17 protein-coding genes are annotated in these 20,040 nt (G+C 68.8%); 4 read left to right on the top strand and 13 right to left on the bottom strand.

Translation table 11 applies throughout. The features are described from left to right. The first annotated feature begins 59 nt into the window (after nt 1-59). Nucleotides 60-1,196, top strand: coding sequence for an epoxide hydrolase family protein (locus IEY60_RS15790; protein ID WP_189028697.1), 1,137 nt, complete (start codon nt 60-62; stop codon nt 1,194-1,196). A 6-nt stretch (nt 1,197-1,202) separates the two neighbouring features. On the opposite strand, the gene IEY60_RS15795 is transcribed toward IEY60_RS15790, so the two are convergent. From IEY60_RS15795 to IEY60_RS15805, 3 genes are read right to left on the bottom strand one after another with little or no spacing between them, the layout of a single operon-like run. After that, nucleotides 1,203-2,759, bottom strand: a complete 1,557-nt coding sequence (locus IEY60_RS15795; protein ID WP_189028699.1) for a multicopper oxidase family protein — start codon at nt 2,757-2,759, stop codon at nt 1,203-1,205. 5 nt (nt 2,760-2,764) lie between these two features. Continuing rightward, on the bottom strand, nt 2,765-3,148 hold the full coding sequence (locus IEY60_RS15800; RefSeq protein ID WP_189028701.1) for a hypothetical protein: 384 nt from the start codon (nt 3,146-3,148) through the stop codon (nt 2,765-2,767). Continuing rightward, a complete protein-coding gene (locus IEY60_RS15805) occupies nt 3,145-4,266 on the bottom strand; it encodes an amidohydrolase family protein (RefSeq protein WP_189028703.1) in 1,122 nt (373 codons plus the stop codon). Before IEY60_RS15805 ends, IEY60_RS15800 begins: the two co-directional genes overlap by 4 nt. Nucleotides 4,267-4,442: 176 nt before the next feature. On the opposite strand from IEY60_RS15805, the gene sigJ reads away from it, so the two are divergent. After that, a complete protein-coding gene (gene sigJ / locus IEY60_RS15810) occupies nt 4,443-5,381 on the top strand; it encodes an RNA polymerase sigma factor SigJ (RefSeq protein ID WP_229739869.1) in 939 nt (312 codons plus the stop codon). A gap of 1 nt (nt 5,382) precedes the next feature. Here sigJ and IEY60_RS15815 read toward each other — a convergent pair whose 3' ends face one another. Beyond that, the gene (locus IEY60_RS15815) at nt 5,383-6,387 is read right to left on the bottom strand and encodes a saccharopine dehydrogenase (RefSeq protein ID WP_189028707.1); all 1,005 of its coding nucleotides are present in this window, start codon (nt 6,385-6,387) and stop codon (nt 5,383-5,385) included. Between the two features lie 65 nt (nt 6,388-6,452). Between IEY60_RS15815 and IEY60_RS15820 the strand changes: the two genes are divergently transcribed. Together IEY60_RS15820 and IEY60_RS15825 are read left to right on the top strand one after the other, a co-directional pair. Next, nucleotides 6,453-7,061, top strand: a complete 609-nt coding sequence (locus IEY60_RS15820; RefSeq protein WP_229739870.1) for a TetR/AcrR family transcriptional regulator — start codon at nt 6,453-6,455, stop codon at nt 7,059-7,061. A gap of 30 nt (nt 7,062-7,091) precedes the next feature. Continuing rightward, entirely contained in the window at nt 7,092-7,421 is a 330-nt protein-coding gene (locus tag IEY60_RS15825; protein ID WP_189028709.1) for a hypothetical protein, read from the top strand. A gap of 183 nt (nt 7,422-7,604) precedes the next feature. On the opposite strand, the gene IEY60_RS15830 is transcribed toward IEY60_RS15825, so the two are convergent. Genes IEY60_RS15830 through nuoF form a run of 9 tightly spaced genes read right to left on the bottom strand, consistent with a single transcriptional unit; the run spans nt 7,605 to nt 20,040 of the window. Further along, complete coding sequence (locus IEY60_RS15830; RefSeq protein WP_189028711.1) at nt 7,605-8,243, bottom strand: class I SAM-dependent methyltransferase; 639 nt, start codon at nt 8,241-8,243, stop codon at nt 7,605-7,607. A 1-nt stretch (nt 8,244) separates the two neighbouring features. Beyond that, nucleotides 8,245-9,867, bottom strand: coding sequence for an NADH-quinone oxidoreductase subunit NuoN (gene nuoN / locus IEY60_RS15835; RefSeq protein WP_189028714.1), 1,623 nt, complete (start codon nt 9,865-9,867; stop codon nt 8,245-8,247). After that, nucleotides 9,864-11,486 carry an NADH-quinone oxidoreductase subunit M gene (locus IEY60_RS15840; RefSeq protein ID WP_189028716.1) on the bottom strand — a complete coding sequence of 541 codons (1,623 nt, stop codon included), beginning with the start codon at nt 11,484-11,486 and terminating at the stop codon, nt 9,864-9,866. The genes nuoN and IEY60_RS15840 overlap by 4 nt, the downstream gene beginning before the upstream one ends. Further along, nucleotides 11,483-13,369 carry an NADH-quinone oxidoreductase subunit L gene (gene nuoL, locus IEY60_RS15845; protein ID WP_189028718.1) on the bottom strand — a complete coding sequence of 629 codons (1,887 nt, stop codon included), beginning with the start codon at nt 13,367-13,369 and terminating at the stop codon, nt 11,483-11,485. The genes IEY60_RS15840 and nuoL overlap by 4 nt, the downstream gene beginning before the upstream one ends. 1 nt (nt 13,370) lies before the next feature. Beyond that, nucleotides 13,371-13,670: an NADH-quinone oxidoreductase subunit NuoK gene (nuoK, locus tag IEY60_RS15850; protein ID WP_189028720.1), complete on the bottom strand. Its 300-nt coding sequence runs from the start codon at nt 13,668-13,670 to the stop codon at nt 13,371-13,373. Beyond that, nucleotides 13,667-14,488, bottom strand: coding sequence for an NADH-quinone oxidoreductase subunit J (locus tag IEY60_RS15855; protein ID WP_189028722.1), 822 nt, complete (start codon nt 14,486-14,488; stop codon nt 13,667-13,669). Before IEY60_RS15855 ends, nuoK begins: the two co-directional genes overlap by 4 nt. Beyond that, a complete protein-coding gene (nuoH, locus tag IEY60_RS15860; protein WP_189028725.1) occupies nt 14,485-16,269 on the bottom strand; it encodes an NADH-quinone oxidoreductase subunit NuoH in 1,785 nt (594 codons plus the stop codon). Before nuoH ends, IEY60_RS15855 begins: the two co-directional genes overlap by 4 nt. Beyond that, nucleotides 16,262-18,721 (bottom strand): NADH-quinone oxidoreductase subunit G, encoded by a 2,460-nt coding sequence (locus IEY60_RS15865; RefSeq protein ID WP_189028727.1) that lies wholly within the window; start codon nt 18,719-18,721, stop codon nt 16,262-16,264. Before IEY60_RS15865 ends, nuoH begins: the two co-directional genes overlap by 8 nt. Next, nucleotides 18,718-20,040 carry an NADH-quinone oxidoreductase subunit NuoF gene (gene nuoF / locus IEY60_RS15870; RefSeq protein ID WP_189028729.1) on the bottom strand — a complete coding sequence of 441 codons (1,323 nt, stop codon included), beginning with the start codon at nt 20,038-20,040 and terminating at the stop codon, nt 18,718-18,720. Before nuoF ends, IEY60_RS15865 begins: the two co-directional genes overlap by 4 nt.

The raw sequence follows: 20,040 nt of genomic DNA on the forward strand, positions 1-20,040 counted from the left end.
TCCAGAATGCCCGCAACTTAGGCCCGATTCCGACCTAAGCGGTTCGTAGCGTGATCGGCATGAACGACATCCACCCCTTCCGGATCGACATTGCGCAATCCGACCTCGACGACCTGCACGACCGCCTCGCCCGCACCCGCTGGGCCGAGGACCTGCCCGAAACCGCCTGGACCTACGGCCTGCCCACCGCCTACCTGCGTGGCCTCGCCGACTACTGGCGCACCGGGTTCGACTGGCGTGCCGCCGAAGCCGCCCGCAATGCCCGACCCCAATTCGTCACCGACATCGACGGTCAGCGCGTCCATTTCACCCACGTGCGCTCACCCGAATCCGGTGCGCTGCCACTGGTCCTCGTGCACGGATGGCCGTTCACCGATTTCGCCGCCACGATCGGACCACTGACCGACCCCCGCGCCCACGGCGGCGACCCGCGCGACGCCTTCGACCTGGTGATCCCGACCCTGCCCGGCTTCGGCTTCTCCGGTCCCACCCGGCAGCCGGGGCAGGCCGCGACCGAACGATCAGCGGTCCTGATCGCGCAGCTCATGAGCAGGCTCGGCTACACCCGCTACGGGGCGCAGGGCAGCGACGCCGGCTCGTTCATCGCCCCGCACCTGGGCCGTATCGACACCGAACACGTCGCCGGGGTCCATCTCAATGCCGCGATCACCATTCCCGCCTGGGACGACGACGGCGCAGGCTACTCCGCGCAGGATCAGGAAAAGCTTGCCGCACTCCAGGATTGGAGCAGCAACGAGACCTCGGCGTACGCGGGCGTGCACAGCACCCGCCCGCAGACCCTGTCCCACGCGGTGACCGACTCACCCGCCGGACTGCTCGGCTGGGTCGTCGATGTCGTCAACACCTACAAAGATCCGGCCGCCGCCTTGCCCGAGGACTCCCTCGACCGCGACGCGATGCTCGCCGAGATCGCGATCCTCTGGTTCACCGGCACGGCCGGTTCCTCGATGCGCCTGTACAAGGAATCCCAGCAGTGGGGCGCCGACCTGCCCAGCTCCGGTGTACCCACCGGCATCGCGATCTTCCCCGGCGACAGCACGATTCGCGGTATCGCCGAGAAACAGAACAACCTGGTGCGCTGGACCGAATTCGACCGCGGCGGGCATTTCGCGGCGATGGAGGCGCCCGACCTGTTCGTCGACGATGTACGAGAATTCTTCCGGCCGTTGCGCTGACCGCTCTCACCGCACCTGGAAATCGGCCATCATCGCCATGTCCTCGTGTTCGAGATTGTGACAGTGCAGCATGAACGGGCCCGCGTAATCGGTGAAGCGGACCGCGACCGTCACCATCTCGGCGGGCCGGACGTCGACGGTGTCCTTCCAGCCCGCGTCGAACGGCCCCGGAGCCCGATTGTTGCGGGCGACGACCTGGAACGGGTCCAGATGCACATGCACCGGATGATGGAAATCGGTGATGAACCGCCAGATCTCGACGGTGCCGCGGCGCGGGTCCGCCAGCGCTCGGCCCGGTTCGTAGGGATCGCCGTTGACGGTCCAGCCGTCGGGGCGCAGCTGGAACAGGAAGGTGCGTTCGGCGACCGCTGTGGCCGGGTCGAGGCGCTCGAGGTCGGTGAGCCGGTCGGGGACGGCGGTGTCGTCAGGGACCGATGGTCCGGTGACGTCGAATCGCAGGACATCGGCCGCCGAACCGGTGCCGAGGGTGTTACGAAGCCGAACCTCGGTGCCGGGCGGGTAGGCGGCGAAATCGATGACGACGTCGAAGCGTTCGGCGGGGGAGATGTCGAGGTGCCGGTGCCGGATCGGGTGATCGAGCAGGCCACCGTCGCTGCCGATCTGTACGAATCCACCGCCGGGAACAGCGGATTCGAGGGTGAGCCGGTACCGGCGCGCATTGGAGGCATTGAGGAGCCGGAACCGGTAGCGCACCGGCGCGACCCGCAGGCGTGGCCACGGTGCACCGTTGACGAGGATCACGTCGCCGAGCACGCCGTTCATGTACCGGTCGGTGACGCCGGGGGTGTGCAGAGACGGGTCCAGGAGCGGATAGGCGAACGATCCGTCCGCGGCGAAGGAACGGTCGCTGATGCACAAAGGAATGTCGCGGTCGCCGCGCGGCAGCGGCAACGCGTCCTCGACTTCGTCACCGATCAGGTGGAAGCCGGCGAGACCATGCCAGACGGCCGGACCGGTGAACCCGTGCCGGTGGTCGTGATACCAGAGCGAGGCCGCGCGCTGCCTGTTCGGATACAGGTAGGTGCGTTCACCGTGCGCGACCGAGCCTGTGGCGGTGGTGATCCCGTGCCCGTGGCCTCGGGCCGGGGTGCCGGTCGCGCCGGCCGGCAGCACCACATCCATCGGATAGCCGTCGCTGTCGGCCGGTGTGTGTCCACCGTGCAGGTGCACCACCGTCGGATGAAGGAGTTCGTTGCGGTGACGCACGGCGGTCGCCCGGCCCGACCGTGCCCGGATGGTCGGACCGGGGAAGGTGCCGTGATAGGTCCACGCCTCGGTCCGCAGTCCGGGCAGGATGTCGAGATGGGCGCGCTGCTGGACGATGTCGTAGTAGTCGGTGGTCGCGTCGGTGCGCACAGGCTGCAGCACCGCCGGGATCGGTAACTCCGTCCGGAACGGACGCGGCAGCGGTGTGGCGCTGGGTAGCAGCACACCTGGCTGACCGGGTTCCGTGATCCGTGGGACGCCCACCCATCCGGCCGCACCGAGCGCCGCGGCCGCACCGGCACCGGCTCCCGCGCGCAGGAATCCCCGCCTGCTCATGCCCCTCACCGCTGCCACCGCCACGCCCAGCTCACCAGCAACGCCGTTCCGATCGCCAACCCGACCGCCAGCGGAATGTGCACCGCGAGCACCCGCTCCTCGCCGAGTGGGATCAGCGCCGCACCGATCAGCACCTGAACCACCGCGGTGCGCGCCGGCCATGCCGGACCACCGCCGACGCGCCACCACAACACCGCCGAGATCAGCTGGAGCAACAACATCATCGCGACCAGCCCGCCGTTGCGGCTGTGTAGCGCCAACGCCTCGAAATGTCCGGCGAGGAATCCGCCGGCCAGGGCGCCTTGGGCGAAGACGAGCACCGCCGCGACGGTCGCTGTGGTCCGGAACAGTGCCAGCGGCCAGACGCGGACGGTCCCCGCCGTGGTCATCGGGCCTGCCGCACGCCGCGCCGCCACACCTCGGCGATCGCGAGGGTGGCGGTGATGTCGATGGTCGGATCTCCTTCGACGAGCAGCAGATCGGCGCGCAGGCCGGGAGCGATCCGACCGCGATCGGTCAGCCCGAAACGGCAGGCGGGTCTGCTGGTCGCGGCGGCGAGCACCTCCGTTGGGGTCAGTCCGGCCTCGGTCAGCAGCACCATTTCGCGATGCAGCCCGGTGCCGTGAGCGGGGACGAACGGAGTGGCGTCGGTGCCTGCCAGCAGTGCCACTCCAGCGCCGTGCAGGGCCCGTGCGACGCGCATCGCGTCGTCGAAGGACCCCGGCACCGCGCAGTCGGCGACGTCCTCGCGGCCCTGGATGATCGCCTCGAAGTACGCCAGGGTGCTCACCACGAAGACGTCACGGTCGATGATCTGTGCGATCAGACCTGCGGTGCGCGAAGAGAAGTCGGTCCACACATGGGCGAGACCGTCGACTCCCACGGCCAGCGCGATCCCCACCTCGGCCTCGGTGACGGCATGCGCGATCACCGGCAAACCCGCCGCATGCGCTTCGGTGACCAGTGCGCTCGCCGTGGCCGCGGACAACACCGGCAGCTCGGCCCCGTGGACGGCGCCGTCGTCGATGACGATCTTCAGATAGTCGGCCCCTTCAGCAATTCTGAACCGCACGAAGTCGCCGGCCTCGGCCGGATCCGTGATGGTGTCGAACGGGGCGACATCGAGTTCGGCGACCCCCGACGCCGCCAGCAGCTGACTCGGATGACCTCCCGGCGCCGTCGCCAGGGTGCCCGCGCTCCGGAAGTCGGCGAGATCGTCCCGCCGGTTTGCTGCAGCCCGCTGCTCGGCCAACCGGTCCGGGAGACAGAACATGTCGAGCTCGGTGGTGACGCCGTAGGTGAGGGCGCGGGCAAGGTCGCCGGTATCGAAGGTGTGGGTGTGGGCGTCGATCAAGCCGGGCAGCAGGGTGCGGCCGGTGCCGTCGACGACGACGTCGGCGGGGCCGTCGTCCTCGGCGACGATTCGATCGCCGTCGACGAGGACCGAGGTGCGGTCGATGATGTGTTCGCCGTCGAAGACACGGACGTCACGGACACGGGTGCGCATGGCAACCTCCAGGTGGGAGAAAACGGATTCGCCGACAAGGAGTGCAACCGGATCGTCGACTGTGACGGACGAACAGTGTGCGCGTGGGGTGGATCACACCCTCGGGCGCCATGTCACACATCCGGTGGCCACCCACCTCTCTGTAGCGACACCTTTCCGCCATGAAGGAGGACACCGTGACCGCGCACAGCGATGACACCGCCGACGCGACCGATGTTTTCGTGAACCACCGCGAACTGCTGTTCTCGGTGGTCTACAACATGCTCGGCACCGTCGCCGACACCGAGGACGTCCTGCAAGAGGTGTGGCTGGCATGGGCGGCCCGAGCGCGCGGCGACCGCATCGACAACCCCCGCGCCTACCTGACCCGGATCGCGGTGAACCAGGCGCTGGCCCGGCGCGCCGCCGTCAGCCGCCGACGCGAAGACTATGTGGGCCAATGGCTCCCCGAGCCACTCGTCGAGGACGCACCCGAGGACGACGGAGCCGCCGCGGCCGTGCGGACCGAGTCGTTCTCGATGGCGATGCTGGTGGTCCTGGAATCACTGACCCCGCTCGAACGCGCCGTGTTCGTACTCAACGAGGTCTTCGCCTACCCGCACACCGAGATCGCCGACATGGTCGACCGCTCGCCCGCGGCGGTCCGACAGCTTGCCCACCGCGCCCGCGCGCACGTGCAGGCCCGTAGGCCGCGCACCCAGGTGGACCCCCGGGTCTGCCGCGCGGTGACCGAACGGTTCGTCGCCGCCGCGATGGGTGGTGACCTCGAGGAACTGCTGGCCGTGCTGTCGCCTGACGTCACCCTGTGGACCGACGGCGGCGGCACCGGACCCGCGACCAGCCTGCGGCCGGTGCACGGGCGGATGCCGGTGGCGCAGGTGTTCCTTGCCGTCGCCGCGGCGGGCCTCGACGGCTACCGGGTCGGATGGCGCACCATCAGCGGCGATCCGTGCGCGGTCGTGTTCGACGGCGACGCTCCACTTGCCGTCGTTGTTCTCGACGTCGCCGCCGACGACTCCGTGGTCGGCATCTACTCGGTCACCAACCCCGCGAAACTGACCCACGTGACCTCCGTCGGCCCCGGCATGCTCGGGACGACTCAGGCGGTCAACTAGCTCAGCCTGCGTCGACGAGGACGGCTCCCACCTCGGCCATCCGCAGCGCGGCATAGCCGGGGTCGATCAACGCCTCCGGCGTGTAGGTACCGGGGCCGACCTCGTCACCGCGCAGCCCGAGCAGTCGTTCGATCCCGAGGGCGACCCCGAGCGCGGTCAACGGCCGCTGCCCGGCCGGGTGGAGCAGCGCCCGGCTCCTGCTCAGCGGAGCTCCCGCCGCATCGGTTCCGCGCAGGTCGATGCGGATTTCGATCGAGGCGGGTTCGCCCCTGCGTCTGCTCTGGGTTTCCCCGACCGCCAGGTCTACCCGGACATCGGGCGCGCCGGTCGCCATCGCCAGGCTCGGCACGTCGAGAATCGGGATGCTCTGCCCAGCCAGACGGGTGCCGTCGACACTGCGGACCTCCACCTGGGCATCCTCGGCGGCGAGCCAGGTGAAGACGCCGTCGCGGCGCACCAGACCCGCCGAGGTCACGGCGTACCAGCGTTCGAGGTCGGCGACACCGGCAGGCCCGCCCGTGTCCGTCTCGTCGAGCACGGCGGCGAGCTGGACGCTGTCGACGCGGTCGAACTCCCGCGCCTCGTGCAGTGCCGCGAGCACCGCAAGTCCCGCGAGGAAGTGGCTCGCCACCAGAATCGGTGCGGTGCTTGCCCGTTGGGCGCCCGTGACGACTTCCGGTCCGATATCGAACAGGCCACTCGAGATGCTGACGTACGGCAAGCCGTGGTCCTGGGCATAGCCGAGTCCGTTGAGCCGGTCGTCCCACAGTGTCGCGACCACCGCCGAGTAGGCCGTCTCGGCAGGCAGGCCGAGATCGCGCCGTCGCAGGTCGACAGTCACGGCGTTCGCGGTGCCGAGTCCGTCGGCGACCCGCTGCGCGCGGTCGAGATCGCGGCCGGCGATCGTCAGCGGCAGCGTCGGGTGCCAGCGACGCAGCAGGGCCGCCGTATCGGAACCGGCCTGTCCCGAACCGCCCAGCATCAGGACGGAAGGCGAATGCTCCATGGTGATTTCCTCTCCAACCCCTAAGCTACATTTTGTAACCTACTCTTTGTAGCTAAACTGGTGGCATGACGCAAGGGAGGACGATGCCCGCACGATCACCCCGGTTGCCCAAGGCGGCCCGGCGCGAGCAACTGCTCGACACCGCGCTGACGATGGTGCGCAGGCACGGCACCGACGGACTGACGCTCGTCACCCTCGCCGAGGCCGCCGGTGTGAGCAGACCGATCGTCTACGACCACTTCGGCACCCGCCCCGAATTGCTGCTCGCCCTCTACCGCAGGCTCGAAGAACGCCACCGCCTCGCCGCGGAACAAGCCGTGCGTGACGCCGAACCCGCTGTCGAGGAGATCGCCCGGGTGATGAGTGCCGCCTACTTCGCCTGCGCCACCGACATGCCCGAGTTCGACGCGATCTCCGCCGCGCTGAAAGGCAATCCGGACGTCCAGGCCATCCAGCACGCCATGCTCGACAGCTACCGAGACTGGATGGCCACCGCACTGCTGCCCTACTCGGGCCTCGATGCCGTCGCGCTCCGGCTGCGCTGTGTCGCGGTTCTCGGCGCCGCCGAAACCCTGGGCGCAGAGCTGAACCGGGGCGCGACGACCGCAGGCGAAGCTGTCGCCGCGCTGACCGATTTGATCGTCGGCAGCATCGGCGTCGAGCAGCGCCGATGACCTATCCGGGTCCTGGGTAGGATTCAGCGGGTGCCAGATACTTCCGAGATAGCTCGACTCTTCGACCGGCGACCGCGGCACTGGGGTGCGCCCGGCGATTCGGTGGCGTGGGATGTGTTGCGCGACAGGATCTGTGCCGTCCCTGCGCCGGAGACGGCGACGGAGTTCGCGACGTTGCTACGGCAGGAGTTCACCCTCCTGGTGGGTGCCGACACCGACAATGACGCCACCGAGCGTGAGTTCGTCGCCGATGGCCGGTCGGAAACAGTGCACCTACCGACGTGGCGCACCATCCTGCTTCCGCTGCTGACTACTCGCGCGCGGCAACTGTACGGGGAGCTGCCGACAGAACGGCCATAACGCCGAGGTCAGGCGGAGCAGGTCAGCTCGGCGAGGGCTGCGGAGCTCCGAGAGGGTTGTCGCGGAATGGAAGTCGCCGCCGGACAGGCGCGCGATTTCCCGGAGCGAGTCGGGGTCGGTGGGGACCGGGACCCTGACGGATGGGGAATGGTCGGGGACGTCGACGACGCCGTGGACGGTGCCCTATCGGCGATGGACAGTCGCGAGCCAGGCGGGCGTGGCATCGCTGAATCGTGTTCGGAGACTATCCGATTCGATGGAGTCGACATGCCAATCAGCGAGGACGTCGAAGGGCTCCGACAGCGACTCCCTGCTGACGGGATGGGGTCCGGGCTCGGGGCCGGTATCGCTGAAGCAGAGAACGTAGAGGGTCCCGCCGTGGTCGAGTGCCGAGGCCAGGCTCGCCGCGTAGTCGTGTCGTTCGGCGACGTCGAAGGTGTGGAAGAGCCCACAGTCCAGGACTGTTCGGAAACGGCGAGGCAGACGATCGAGATGGAGTGCGTCGGCCACGGCGAAGGTGGCGGCTATGCCACGGTCGCTCGCGTTCCGCCGTGCCAGGGCGACAGCCGGCTCGGCCACGTCGACACCGAATACCGGCAGGCCACGCGATGCGAGGTAGAGCGCGTTCTCGCCGGTGCCGCACCCCGCATCGAGTACCTCGCCGGAGAACCCGCCCGCCTCGGCCAGCCGCACCACAGCCGGTTGCGGACCACCGATATCCCACGGTGCGGGGCCGTCGCGGTAGGAAGCGTCCCACGGCCGCCCCGACTGACGTTCGTGGCTGGTCAGGGGTCGGCCGGGGAGCTGTTCGTCGGAGAGCATGTCAGCGGATGAGCGTGGCGGCCTCTTCGGCCAGGTTGAGCAGTGGCTGGGGGAAGACGCCCAACAGCAGCGTGGCGCCCGTGCTGAACGCGACCACCAAAGTCGTCGCGAACGGTGCGGTCACGGTCGGGGCGTCGGCGGGGGGATCGGTGAAGAACATCAGCACGATCACCCGGACATAGAAGAACGCCGCGATCGCGCTGGACACGACGCCGATGATGACCAGCGAGGTGTAGCCCGCACCCGATGCCGCCGCGAACACCGCGAACTTGCTGACGAAGCCGCTCGTCAGCGGCAAGCCGGCGAACGAGAGAAGCAGCAGCGCGAAAGCCGATGCCAGCCAGGGGGATCGGCGGCCCAGACCCGCCCACTGTGACAGCGCGGTCGCCTCGTCGCCGGAGGAATCGCGCACCAGGGTGACGACCGCGAAGGCGCCGACCGTGCCGAGACCGTAGGCCAGCAGGTAGAACAGGATCGCCGCGATACCCGCGCTGTCGGCGGCGACGAGGCCGACGAGCAGGAAGCCCGCGTGCGCGATCGAGGAATACGCGAGCATCCGCTTCACATCGGTCTGCGTGATCGCCATGACCGCGCCGACAACCATCGTCGCCACCGCCACCGCCGCGAGCACCGGCCGCCAGTCGTCGCGCAGCGCATCGGCCGCCACCATCAGTACCCGCAGGGTCGCGCCGACCGCGGCGATCTTGGTGGCGGCGGCCATGAACGCGGTGATCGGTGTCGGCGCACCCTGGTAGACGTCGGGTACCCAGGCTTGGAACGGGACCGCGCCGATCTTGAACAGCAACCCGACGGCGAGCATCGCGATGCCGAGCAGTGCCAGCGTCGCGTTCTCGGGCTGCTTGTCCAGTGCCGCACCGATGCCGGGCAGCGAGACGGTGCCGGTCTGCCCGTACAGCAGGGCCACACCGTAGAGGAAGAACGCGGACGAGAACGCGCCGAGCAGGAAGTACTTCAGCGCCGCCTCCTGCGACAGCAACCGCCTGCGCCGGGCCAGCCCGCACAGCAGATACAGCGGCAGCGACAGCACTTCGAGCGCGACGAACATCGTCAGCAGATCGTTCGAGGCAGGGAACAACAGCAGGCCGCCGAGCGCGAGCATGGTCAGCGGGAACACCTCGGTGGTGGACACTCCGGCCCGCACAGCGGCCAGCTCGTGTGCGCTGCCCGGCACGGCCGACGCCTGCGGCGTGAACGCGTCGACACCCCGTTCCAGGACAGCGGCCGCCCGGCTCCAGGTCCCCGGCCCGCTGCGGGCCCGCGGAACTGCGCCCCGCTCGGCGATCAACAGCAGACCGAGCAGCGCGACCAGCAGGATCGTGCCCTGCATGAACAGGGTCACGCCGTCGACCGCGACGGCACCCACGACGGCGGTGCTCTCGGTCCCGGCGAGCAGGGTCACGGCAACCAATGCGCCGATCACACCGGCCAGGCTGAGCACCACCTGCGTGAGGTAGCGGAAAGGCCGGGGCACGAACGCCTCGACCAACACACCGACCACGCCGACCGCGAACACGATCAGCATCGGTGCGAGCAGGTGGTATTCGATGCTCGGTGCGGGCAGGGTGGCCGCGAGCTCGTTGATGGTCACGGAGTCCGTCCTCATTTGTGTCCGCCTGCGGGCGGGGCGGCCGCACCTGCTTCGGGAGCGGGGACCGTCGGAGCGGGATCGTGCTTACCGATCGTCGAGAGGGTGTGTCCCACCGCGGGATCCACCAGGTCCAGGACCGGTTTCGGGTAGAAGCCGAGCGCCAGCAGGGCGACAAGCAGCGGCACCACGACCGCGAGTTCGCGTGGCACCAGGTCACGCAGGTGCTCGTTGCCCTTCTTCACCGGGCCCGTCATCATCCGCTGGTACATCCACAGCACGTAGATCGCGGCCAGCACCAGCGCACCGGTCGCGACGACCGCCGCCACCTTGTACTTGGCGAAGGTGCCGATGAGGACCAGGAATTCGCTGACGAACGGTGCGAGACCCGGCAGGGACAGGGTGGCCAGACCCGCGATCAAGAACGTGCCCGCCAGCACCGGCGCGACCTTCTGCACGCCGCCGAACTCGGCGATCATCCTGGTGCCGCGCCGCGAGACGAGGAATCCGGCGATGAGGAACAGTGCGGCCGTGGACAGTCCGTGGTTGACCATGTAGAGCGCCGCCCCGGACTGTGCCTGGGTGGTCATGGCGAAGATGCCGAGGATGATGAACCCGAAGTGCGAGATCGAGGTGTAGGCGATCAGGCGCATCACGTCGGTCTGCCCGATGGCGAGCAGCGCGCCGTAGACGATGCCGATCACCGCGAGGGTGATCACCAACGGCGCGAACGCATCCGAGGCGAGCGGGAACAGCAGCAGGCAGTACCGGAGCATGCCGAACGTGCCGACCTTGTCGACCACGGCCATCATCAGCACCGCGCTCGACGGGGTGGCCGAGACGGCGGCGTCGGGCAGCCAGGTGTGCAGCGGCCACAGCGGCGCCTTCACCGCGAACGCGAACATGAAACCGAGGAACAGCGCGTTCACCACCGCGGTGCTGCCACCGAGCTGCCCGTTGTTGGCCGCGGCGACGACGGTCCGCAGGTCGAAGGTGCCCGCCGAGCCCTCGCCGAGCCCTGCCTGTGCGGTCAGCACGTAGAGCCCGATGACCGCGGCGAGCATGATGAGTCCGCCGAACAGGTTGTACAGCAGGAACTTCACCGCGGCCCGCGACCGCTGTGCGCGGATGGCGGCGTCGCTGGTGCGTGCTCCGAAGCCGCCGACGAGGAAGTACATCGGGATGAGCATCGCTTCGAAGAAGATGTAGAACAGCAGGATATCGAGGGCGAGGAAGGAGATCAGCACCATGGACTCGACCAGCAGCATCAACGCCATGTAGATGTGGGCGGACCTGCGTCCCCCGCCTGCAGCGGTGTCGTCGTGCCAGCCTGCCAGGATCAGCAACGGCATCAGCAGCGCCGTCAGCAGCACGAGGACGGTGGCGATGCCGTCGAGACCGAGGGTGTAGCCGACGCCGAACGCCGGAATCCATTCGTGCGATTCGACGAACTGGTATTGCTCACCGCCCGGCTGGAACCGGACCGTCACCGTGACGGCGACCGCGAGCACACCGATCGACACCGCGAAAGCCAGTGCGCGGGCCACATTCCGGTGCGCGGCGGGCACCGCGAGCACCACCGCAGCGCCGACCGCAGGGGCGAGCCAGAGCGTCGTCAGCCAGGGAAACGAGTTCACCAGAACCTCACCGCCAGCAGGGCAGCGGCCACCAGGGCCGCGCCGGTGAACATGGACAGGGCGTAGGAACGCACGAAACCGGTCTGTATCCGCCGGATCCGCGCCGACAGTCCGCCGATTCCGGCGGCCGTGCCGTTGACGATGCCGTCGACACCGCGCGCGTCGAGGAACACCAGCGCGCGGGTGAGGTGGCGACCGGGACGCTCGAACGCCGCCTCGTTGACCGCATCGCCGTAGAGATCCTTCCGCGCGGCGGTCGTGAACACCGTGACCTTCTCGGGTGCGATCTCCGGGACCGGACTCTCGGCGTACTTGCGGTAGGCGATCGCGACACCGATGGCGACGGCGGTCAACGCCAGCGCGGTGACCACACCGGCAGGCACGACGGGTTCCGCGTGATGCGAGCCGACGACCGGTTCGAGCCAGTGCTGCAGCGAGGAACCCCAGACGAACATTCCGCCTGCGAAGACGGAACCGAACGCGAGCAGGATCATCGGCCCGGTCATCACCGCGGGCGCTTCGTGCGGGTGGGTGTCGGGCTTCCAGCGGCGCTCGCCGAAGAACGTCATCAGCATGACGCGTGTCATGTAGAACGCGGTGAGCGCGGCGCCGACGAGGGTGACCGTGCCGAGCAGGATCCCGGTCGCGCCGCCGTAGTCGAAGGCGACCTCGATGATCTTGTCCTTGGAGAAGAAGCCGGAGAACGGCGGGACCCCGATGATCGCCAGATAGCCGAGACCGAAGGTGACGTAGGTGATCGGCAGCAGCGTGCGCAGACCGCCGTAGCGCCGCATGTCGGTCTCGTCGTTCATCGCGTGCATCACCGAACCGGCGCCGAGGAACAGACCCGCCTTGAAGAAGCCGTGGGTGAGCAGGTGCATGATCGCGAACGCGTAGCCGGCCGGGCCGAGACCGACCGCCAGGATCATGTACCCGATCTGACTCATCGTCGAGGCCGCCAGTGCCTTCTTGATGTCGTCCTTGGCACAGCCGACGATGGCGCCGAACAGCAACGTCACCGCGCCGACGGCGATGACCGCGGTGCGCGCGTCGGGTGCGAGGTTGTAGATCGGGTTGGAACGGGCGATGAGGTACACGCCCGCGGTGACCATGGTGGCCGCGTGGATGAGCGCCGAGACCGGCGTCGGGCCTTCCATCGCGTCACCGAGCCAGGACTGCAGCGGCACCTGCGCGGACTTGCCGCACGCGGCCAGCAACAGCAGCAACCCGATCGCGGTGAGCGTGCCCTCGCTCGCACCGGGCGTCGCGGCGAAGACGGTGCGGAAGTCGAACGAACCGAACACCGCGAACATCGTCATCATGGCGATCGCCAGGCCCATGTCACCGACCCGGTTCACCACGAATGCCTTCTTGGCTGCCGTTGCGGCCGAGGGCTTTTCGTACCAGAAGCCGATCAGCAGGTAGGACGCGAGACCGACGCCTTCCCAGCCGAGGTAGAGCACCAGGTAGTTGTCGGCCAGGACCAGCACGAGCATGGCGGCCAGGAACAGGTTGAGGTAGCCGAAGAACCGGCGCTTGCCCGGGTCGTCGCTCATGTAGCCGATCGAGTACAGGTGGATCAGCGATCCGACGCCGGTGATGAGCAGGGCGAAGCAGATCGAGAGCTGATCGAGTTGCAGCCCGAACCCGACCTGGAGGTCACCGACCGGGACCCACTCGAACAGTTCCTGGTGGATCGCGCGGTCGGCGTCGGCGCGACCGAGCATGTCGACGAACGCGACGGCGGCGACCACGAAGGAGGCCAGTGCCGCGGCGGTGCCGAGGTAGGCGCCCCAGCGGTCGGCGAAACGCCCGAGCAGGAGCAGCACGATCGCGCCCGCGAGCGGGAGGGCGGGCAGCAGCCACAACGTTGCGGTGCCCATGTCAGAACTTCAGCAGGTTGGCGTCGTCGACCGAGGTCGACCGGCGGGCACGGAAGATCGTCATGATGATGGCCAGGCCGACGACCACTTCGGCGGCCGCGACGACCATGGTGAAGAACGCGATCACCTGACCGTCGAGGTTGCTGTGCAGGCGGGCGAAGGTGACGAACGCCAGGTTCACCGCGTTGAGCATCAGCTCGATGCACATGAACACCACGATGGCGTTGCGGCGCAACAGCACTCCCGCGGCGCCGATGGTGAACAGCAGCGCAGACAGGAACAGGTAGTTCTGGGGGTTCACCGGGTGCCTTCCTCGTCGGCCGTCGGGGTGACGTCGCTGCCCGTACCGACCGAGAGCGCGGCGGCCTCGGTGTGGGCGCGGGTGCGGCGGTGACGCAGGATCGTGCTCACCGACAGTTCGGCGAAGGTGCCGTCGGGGAGTTGAGCCGGGCTGTCGACTGCGTTGTGACGGGCGTAGACGCCCGGGGTGGGTTGCGGGGTGACGCGTTCGCCCGCGGTGCGGAACCGGTCGCGTGACATCTCGCGCTGACCGCGCCGCGGCGTGAAGTGGTCTCGGTGCGCGAGCACCATCGCGCCGATGGTCGCGGTGATCAGCAGCGCGCCGGTGAGTTCGAACGCCCACACATAGCGCAGGAAGATCAGTTCGGCCAGTTCGGCGATGACGTCACGACCACCGAATCCACGCCCGGGGTAGCTGGTCGCGCTGTCGCGCAGCGCAGCGCCGATGCCGCCGATGAGCAGCAGCCCGAACCCGAGACCGACGATCGCGGCGGCGATCCGCTGTCCGCGCAACGTTTCCCGCAGTGATTCGGCCGAGTCGACGCCGACGAGCATCAGCACGAACAGGAACAGCATCATCACCGCGCCGGTGTAGACCACGATCTGCACGACGCCGAGGAACAGGGCGCCCTGGGCGATGTAGAACACGGCGAGCGCGATCATGGTGGCGGCCAGGCAGATGGCCGAATGCACGGCCTTGGCGGCGGTGACCATGCCGAGGGCGCCGAGCACGGCGATCGGGGCAAGCACCCAGAACAGCACGGCCTCCCCGGTGGAGGTGGACGCGATCTCGGCGGCCAGTACGTGTGCGGTGGTCATCGCAGCACCTCTTCCGACGTGGTGGGGCCGACCCGGCCCAGGTAGTAGTCGGCCTCGTCGGTGCCGGGCGCCATCGCGTGCGGCGGGGCGGTCATGCCGTCCTGGAGGGGAGCGAGGAGGCGGTCCTTCTCGTAGATCAGGTCGGCGCGGTTGTCATCGGTGAGCTCGTATTCGTTGGTCATCGTGAGCGCCCGGGTGGGGCAGGCCTCGATGCACAGGCCGCAGCCGATGCAGCGCAGATAGTTGATCTGGTAGACGCGGCCGTACCGTTCACCGGGGGAAAAGCGTTCGTCCTCGGTGTTGTCGGCGCCTTCGACGAAGATGGCGTCGGCGGGGCACGCCCACGCGCACAGTTCGCAGCCGATGCACTTCTCCAGGCCGTCGGCGTACCGGTTGAGCTGGTGGCGGCCGTGATAGCGCGGCGCGGTCGGCACCTTCTGCTCGGGGTAGGACTCGGTGTTGGGCTTCTTGAACATCGTGGCCGCGGTGACCGCGAAGCCCGCGAGCGGTTCGAACAGGCCGATCTCGGGCTGATCGCCGGCCGGGCGCGGCGGCATCGGCGGGACCGGGAACCCGAGGAACACCGGGGATTTCGCGGGTTCCTCGGGCAGCGGTGGCAGTCCCTCGGCGCGGCCAGCGCGCAGGAACATCGCGATCATCGCCGCGGTGATGAGGATGCCGACGGTCACCAGGATCGCGGTCTGGCCGGGAATGCCCTCGATGTCGAGCACCCGGGCGGTGGCCACGATCATCACCCACACCAGCGAGGTGGGGATGAGCAGTTTCCAGCCGAGGTTCATGAACTGGTCGTAGCGCAGGCGGGGCAGGGTGCCGCGCAGCCAGACGAACACGAACAGGAACGTCCATACCTTGGCGGTGAACCACAGCAGCGGCCACCAGCCGGAATTGGCGCCCTCCCACAGGCTGATCGGGAACGGCGCCCGCCAGCCGCCGAGGAACAGCGTGGTCGCCAGCGCGGACACCGTGGCCATGTTGACGTATTCGGCGAGCATGAACATCGCGAACTTGAGCGAGGAGTACTCGGTGTGGAAGCCACCGACCAGCTCGCCTTCGGCTTCGGGCAGGTCGAACGGCGCCCGGTTGGTCTCGCCGACCATCGCCACGCAGTAGATCAGGAACGAGGGCAGCAGCAGGAAGACGTACCAGGTGCCTTCCTGGGCGGTCACGATCCCGGAGGTCGCCATGGTCCCGGACAGCAGGAACACCGTCGCGAACGTCAGCGCCATCGCGATCTCGTAGGAGATCACCTGCGCGGTGGAACGCAGACCGCCGAGCAGCGGATACGTCGAACCCGACGACCAGCCGGCCAGCACGATGCCGTACACGCCGATGGAGGTGATGGCGAGGATATAGAGGACGCCGACGGGCATGTCGGTCAGCTGCAGCGGTGTGCGCTGGCCCAGGATCGACACTTCCGGGCCGAACGGGATGACCGCGAACGCCATGAACGCCGGGATCACCGAGATGATCGGGGCGAGCACGAAGATCGGCTTGTCCACGATCGCCGGGATGATGTCTTCCTTGAGCGCCATCTTCACGCCGTCGGCGATGGACTGGAACATGCCCTTCGGGCCGACCCGGTTGGGGCCGAGGCGCATCTGCATCCTGGCGACGACTTTGCGTTCGGCGTACACCGCGATCAGCGGCACCAGCATCAGGTACACGAACACACCGAGTGCTTTGAGTACCACCAGCCAGAGCGGGTCGGTGCCGAAGACAGGTGCCGAATCGGCCGCGAGGTGCAGCACGGGATCACTCATGACGGTGTTCCTTCATCCTGTCGTCGGCGCGGCGCAGGCGCACCACGGCGCCTGGCGTCACGCCGAGGGCGGCGGCGACCGTCGAACCGGGTGAGTGCAGCGGCAGCCACACGACCCGGTCGGGCAGGTCCGTGATCATCAGCGGCAGGGTGATCTCGCCGCGGTCGGTGGAGACGATGACGTGGTCGGCGTCGTCCGCTTCGATCTCGGCGGCGGTCGCGGCCGACAGGCGCGCCACCGGCGGGCGGGCGATGCCTGCGAGGTTGGGTTCGCCGTCCTGCATGCGGCCCGCATCGAGCAGCATCCGCCAGCCGGCGAGGATCGCGGTACCGGGCCCGGGCACCGGACGGGTCTGGCTGGTCATGTCCGGAGCGGAGATCGGTGCACCGGTCCACGCGCCGAGGGCGTCGAGTTCGGTGCGGGCGGACGCCGGGTCTGGCAGGTTGATCGGCACGCCCATTTCGGCGGCGAGGGAGTGCAGTACCCGCAGGTCCGACAGCGGTGCGGCGACTCGGCGGGTGGTGTCGAGTGGTGCGGCGGTGAACGGGCGTGGCCTGCCCTCCCAGGTGCGGAAGGTGCCGGATTTCTCCATGACGGAGGCGACCGGGAAGACGACGTCGGCGCGTTCGGTGACGGCGCTGTGGCGCAGCTCCAGGCTGACGACGAAGCGGGCGGCGTCGATGGCGGCCAGTGCCGCGGCCGGGTCCGGCATGTCGACCGGGTCGACGCCGCCGATGACCAGTGCGCCGAGCTGTGCGGCGCTGGCCAGGATGCCCGCCGTGTCGCGCCCGAGGGTGACGGGCAGTTCCGCGGCCTGCCACCGGTGCCGAACCTGTTGACGCGCGGCGGGATCGACGACCGGCCTGCCGCCGGGCAGCAGCCCGGGCAGCGCGCCGGCTTCCAGTGCACCGCGCTCACCCGCCCGACGCGGCACCCACGCGAGCCCGGCGCCGGTGGTGTCGGCCAGGCGGATCACCGCCGACAGCGCGCCGGGGCTTCCCGCGAGTCGCTCGCCGGCCATGATGACCGCTCCCGGCGTGCGCAGCAGCGCCATGAGTTCGGCTGCGTCCGTCGATGTTTCGGCACCGATGGCGTCGAGGACACCGGCTTCGCCGCAGGGCGGGGTCTGGATCAGCGCACCCGACATGCGTTCGAGCCCACGGGAAGCGAACGGCGCCAGCGACACCACGCGCGTGCCGCGAGTCCGGGCGGCCTTGCGCAGCCGCAGGTAGACGATGGGCGATTCCTCTTCCGGCTCGAAACCCACCAGCAGCACGACGGGCGCAGCAGAGAGCGCCGTGTAGTCGACCTGGACACCCCGTCCGGCGATGCGGGCCGCGAGGAATCGTTCCTCCTCTTCGGAGTGCATCCGGCTGCGGAAGTCGATGTCGTTGGTGGCGAGCACCATGCGCGCGAACTTGCTGTAGGCGTAGGCCTCTTCTTCGGTGACGCGGCCGCCGACGAGCACGCCCGCGTTGCCGATCGCGGCCCGCAGTCCGGTCGCGGCGGCCGCGAGCGCCTCGGGCCAGGAGGCCGGTGCGAGCACGCCGTCCCAGCCGCGCACCAGCGGCGTGGTCAGGCGGTCGCGTTCGGTGGCGTAGGTGAAGGCCCAGCGGCCCTTGTCGCAGTTCCACTCCTCGTTGACCTGCGGGTCGTCACCGGCCAAGCGGCGCAGGACCTTTCCGCGCCGGTGATCGGTGCGCTGGGCGCAGCCGGAGGCGCAGTGCTCGCAGACACTCGGGGTGGACACCAGGTCGAACGGGCGCGCCCGGAACCGGTAGGAGGTGCCGGTGAGCGCGCCCACCGGACAGATCTGCACCGTATTGCCGGAGAAATAGGAGTCCAGTGGTTCGGCCTGGGCGATGCCGACCTGTTGCAGCGCACCGCGATCCATCAGCTCGATGAACGGGTCGCCCGCGACCTGCTGGGAGAACCGGGTGCACCGCGCGCACAGCACGCACCGCTCCCGGTCCAGCAGCACCGCCGTGGACAGCGGGATCGGTTTCGGATAGGTGCGCTTTTCGCCCTCGAACCGCGAGTCGGCGCTGCCGGTCGACATCGCCTGGTTCTGCAGCGGGCATTCCCCGCCCTTGTCGCAGACCGGACAGTCCAGCGGATGATTGATCAGCAGCAGCTCCATCACACCGCGCTGGGCCTTCTCGGCGACCGGTGAGCTGAGCTGGGTCCGCACGACCATTCCGTCGGTGACCGGAATCGTGCAGGAGGCGACCGGCTTTCGCTGTCCTTCCACCTCGACGATGCACTGCCTGCAGGCACCGACCGGGTCGAGCAGGGGATGGTCGCAGAAGCGGGGGATCTGCACGCCGATCAGTTCGGCGGCGCGGATCACCAGGGTGCCCACGGGCACCTGGATGGTGGTGTCGTCGATGGTGACGCTCACCAGCTCGGCGGGAACCACCTCGCTGCTGTTGCCTGGCGCGATCGCTGTCATCGGTTCCCTTCCCCAGAGGCCCACACCGTGGCGCGAGCCGGATCGAACGGGCAGCCGCCGCGGCGCTGATGCTCGATGTACTCCTCGCGGAAGTACTTCAGCGAGGAGAAGATCGGGCTGGCCGCGCCGTCACCGAGCGCGCAGAACGACTTGCCGTTGATGTTGTCGGCGATGTCGGCGAGCTTGTCGAGGTCGGCCTCGGTGCCCTGGCCCGCTTCGAGCCTGCGCAGCAGTTGCACCAGCCAGTAGGTGCCCTCGCGACACGGTGTGCACTTGCCGCAGGATTCGTGGGCGTAGAACTCCGTCCAGCGCAGGACCGCGCGCACGACACAGGTGGTGTCGTCGAAGATCTGCAACGCCTTGGTGCCCAGCATGGATCCGGCGGCGGCGACACCTTCGTAGTCGAGAGCTACATCCAGATGCTCGGCGGTGAACAGCGGCGTCGACGAACCGCCCGGCGTCCAGAACTTGAGCGTGTGCCCCGCGCGGACGCCACCGGCGTAGGCGAGCAGTTCGCGCAGAGTGATGCCGAGGGGTGCCTCGTACTGGCCGGGCCGCGCGACGTGCCCGGACAGGGAGTACAGCGTGAATCCGGGTGATTTCTCGCTGCCCATCGACCGGAACCATTCGGTGCCCTTGCGCAGGATCGACGGCACGCTGGCAATGGATTCGACATTGTTGACGACCGTCGGGCACGCATAGAGCCCGGCGACAGCGGGAAACGGCGGTCGCAACCTGGGCTGGCCGCGCCTGCCTTCCAGCGAATCGAGCAGTGCGGTCTCTTCGCCGCAGATGTAGGCGCCCGCACCCGCGTGCACGATCAGTTCCAGGTCGAAGCCGGAGTCGAGGATGTTCCGGCCGAGGTAGCCCGCCTCGTAGGCTTCGGCGACGGCGGCCTGCAGCCTGCGCAGGACCGGCACCACTTCGCCGCGCACATAGATGAACGCGGTGGCCGCGCGGATCGCGTAGGAGGCGATCACCACCCCTTCGATGAGGGTGTGCGGGGTGGCCAGCATCAGCGGAATGTCTTTGCAGGTACCGGGTTCGGATTCGTCGGCGTTGACGACGAGGTAGTGCGGTTTCGTCGTGCCGTCGGGGCCGGGTCCCTGCGGGATGAACGACCACTTCATGCCGGTCGGGAAGCCGGCACCGCCGCGTCCGCGCAGGCCGGCGTCCTTCACCGTCTGGATCACGTCGTCGGGTGCCATGCGCAGGGCGGCGCGCAGGCCCTCGTAGCCGCCGGTGGCACGGTAGCTGTCGATGGTCCAGGACTGGGGGCGGTCCCAGTGCTCACTGAGAACGGGGGTGAGTGTGGTCAT

It is taken from the genome of Nocardia rhizosphaerihabitans (assembly GCF_014646295.1).
Classification (GTDB): Bacteria; Actinomycetota; Actinomycetes; order Mycobacteriales; family Mycobacteriaceae; genus Nocardia; species Nocardia rhizosphaerihabitans.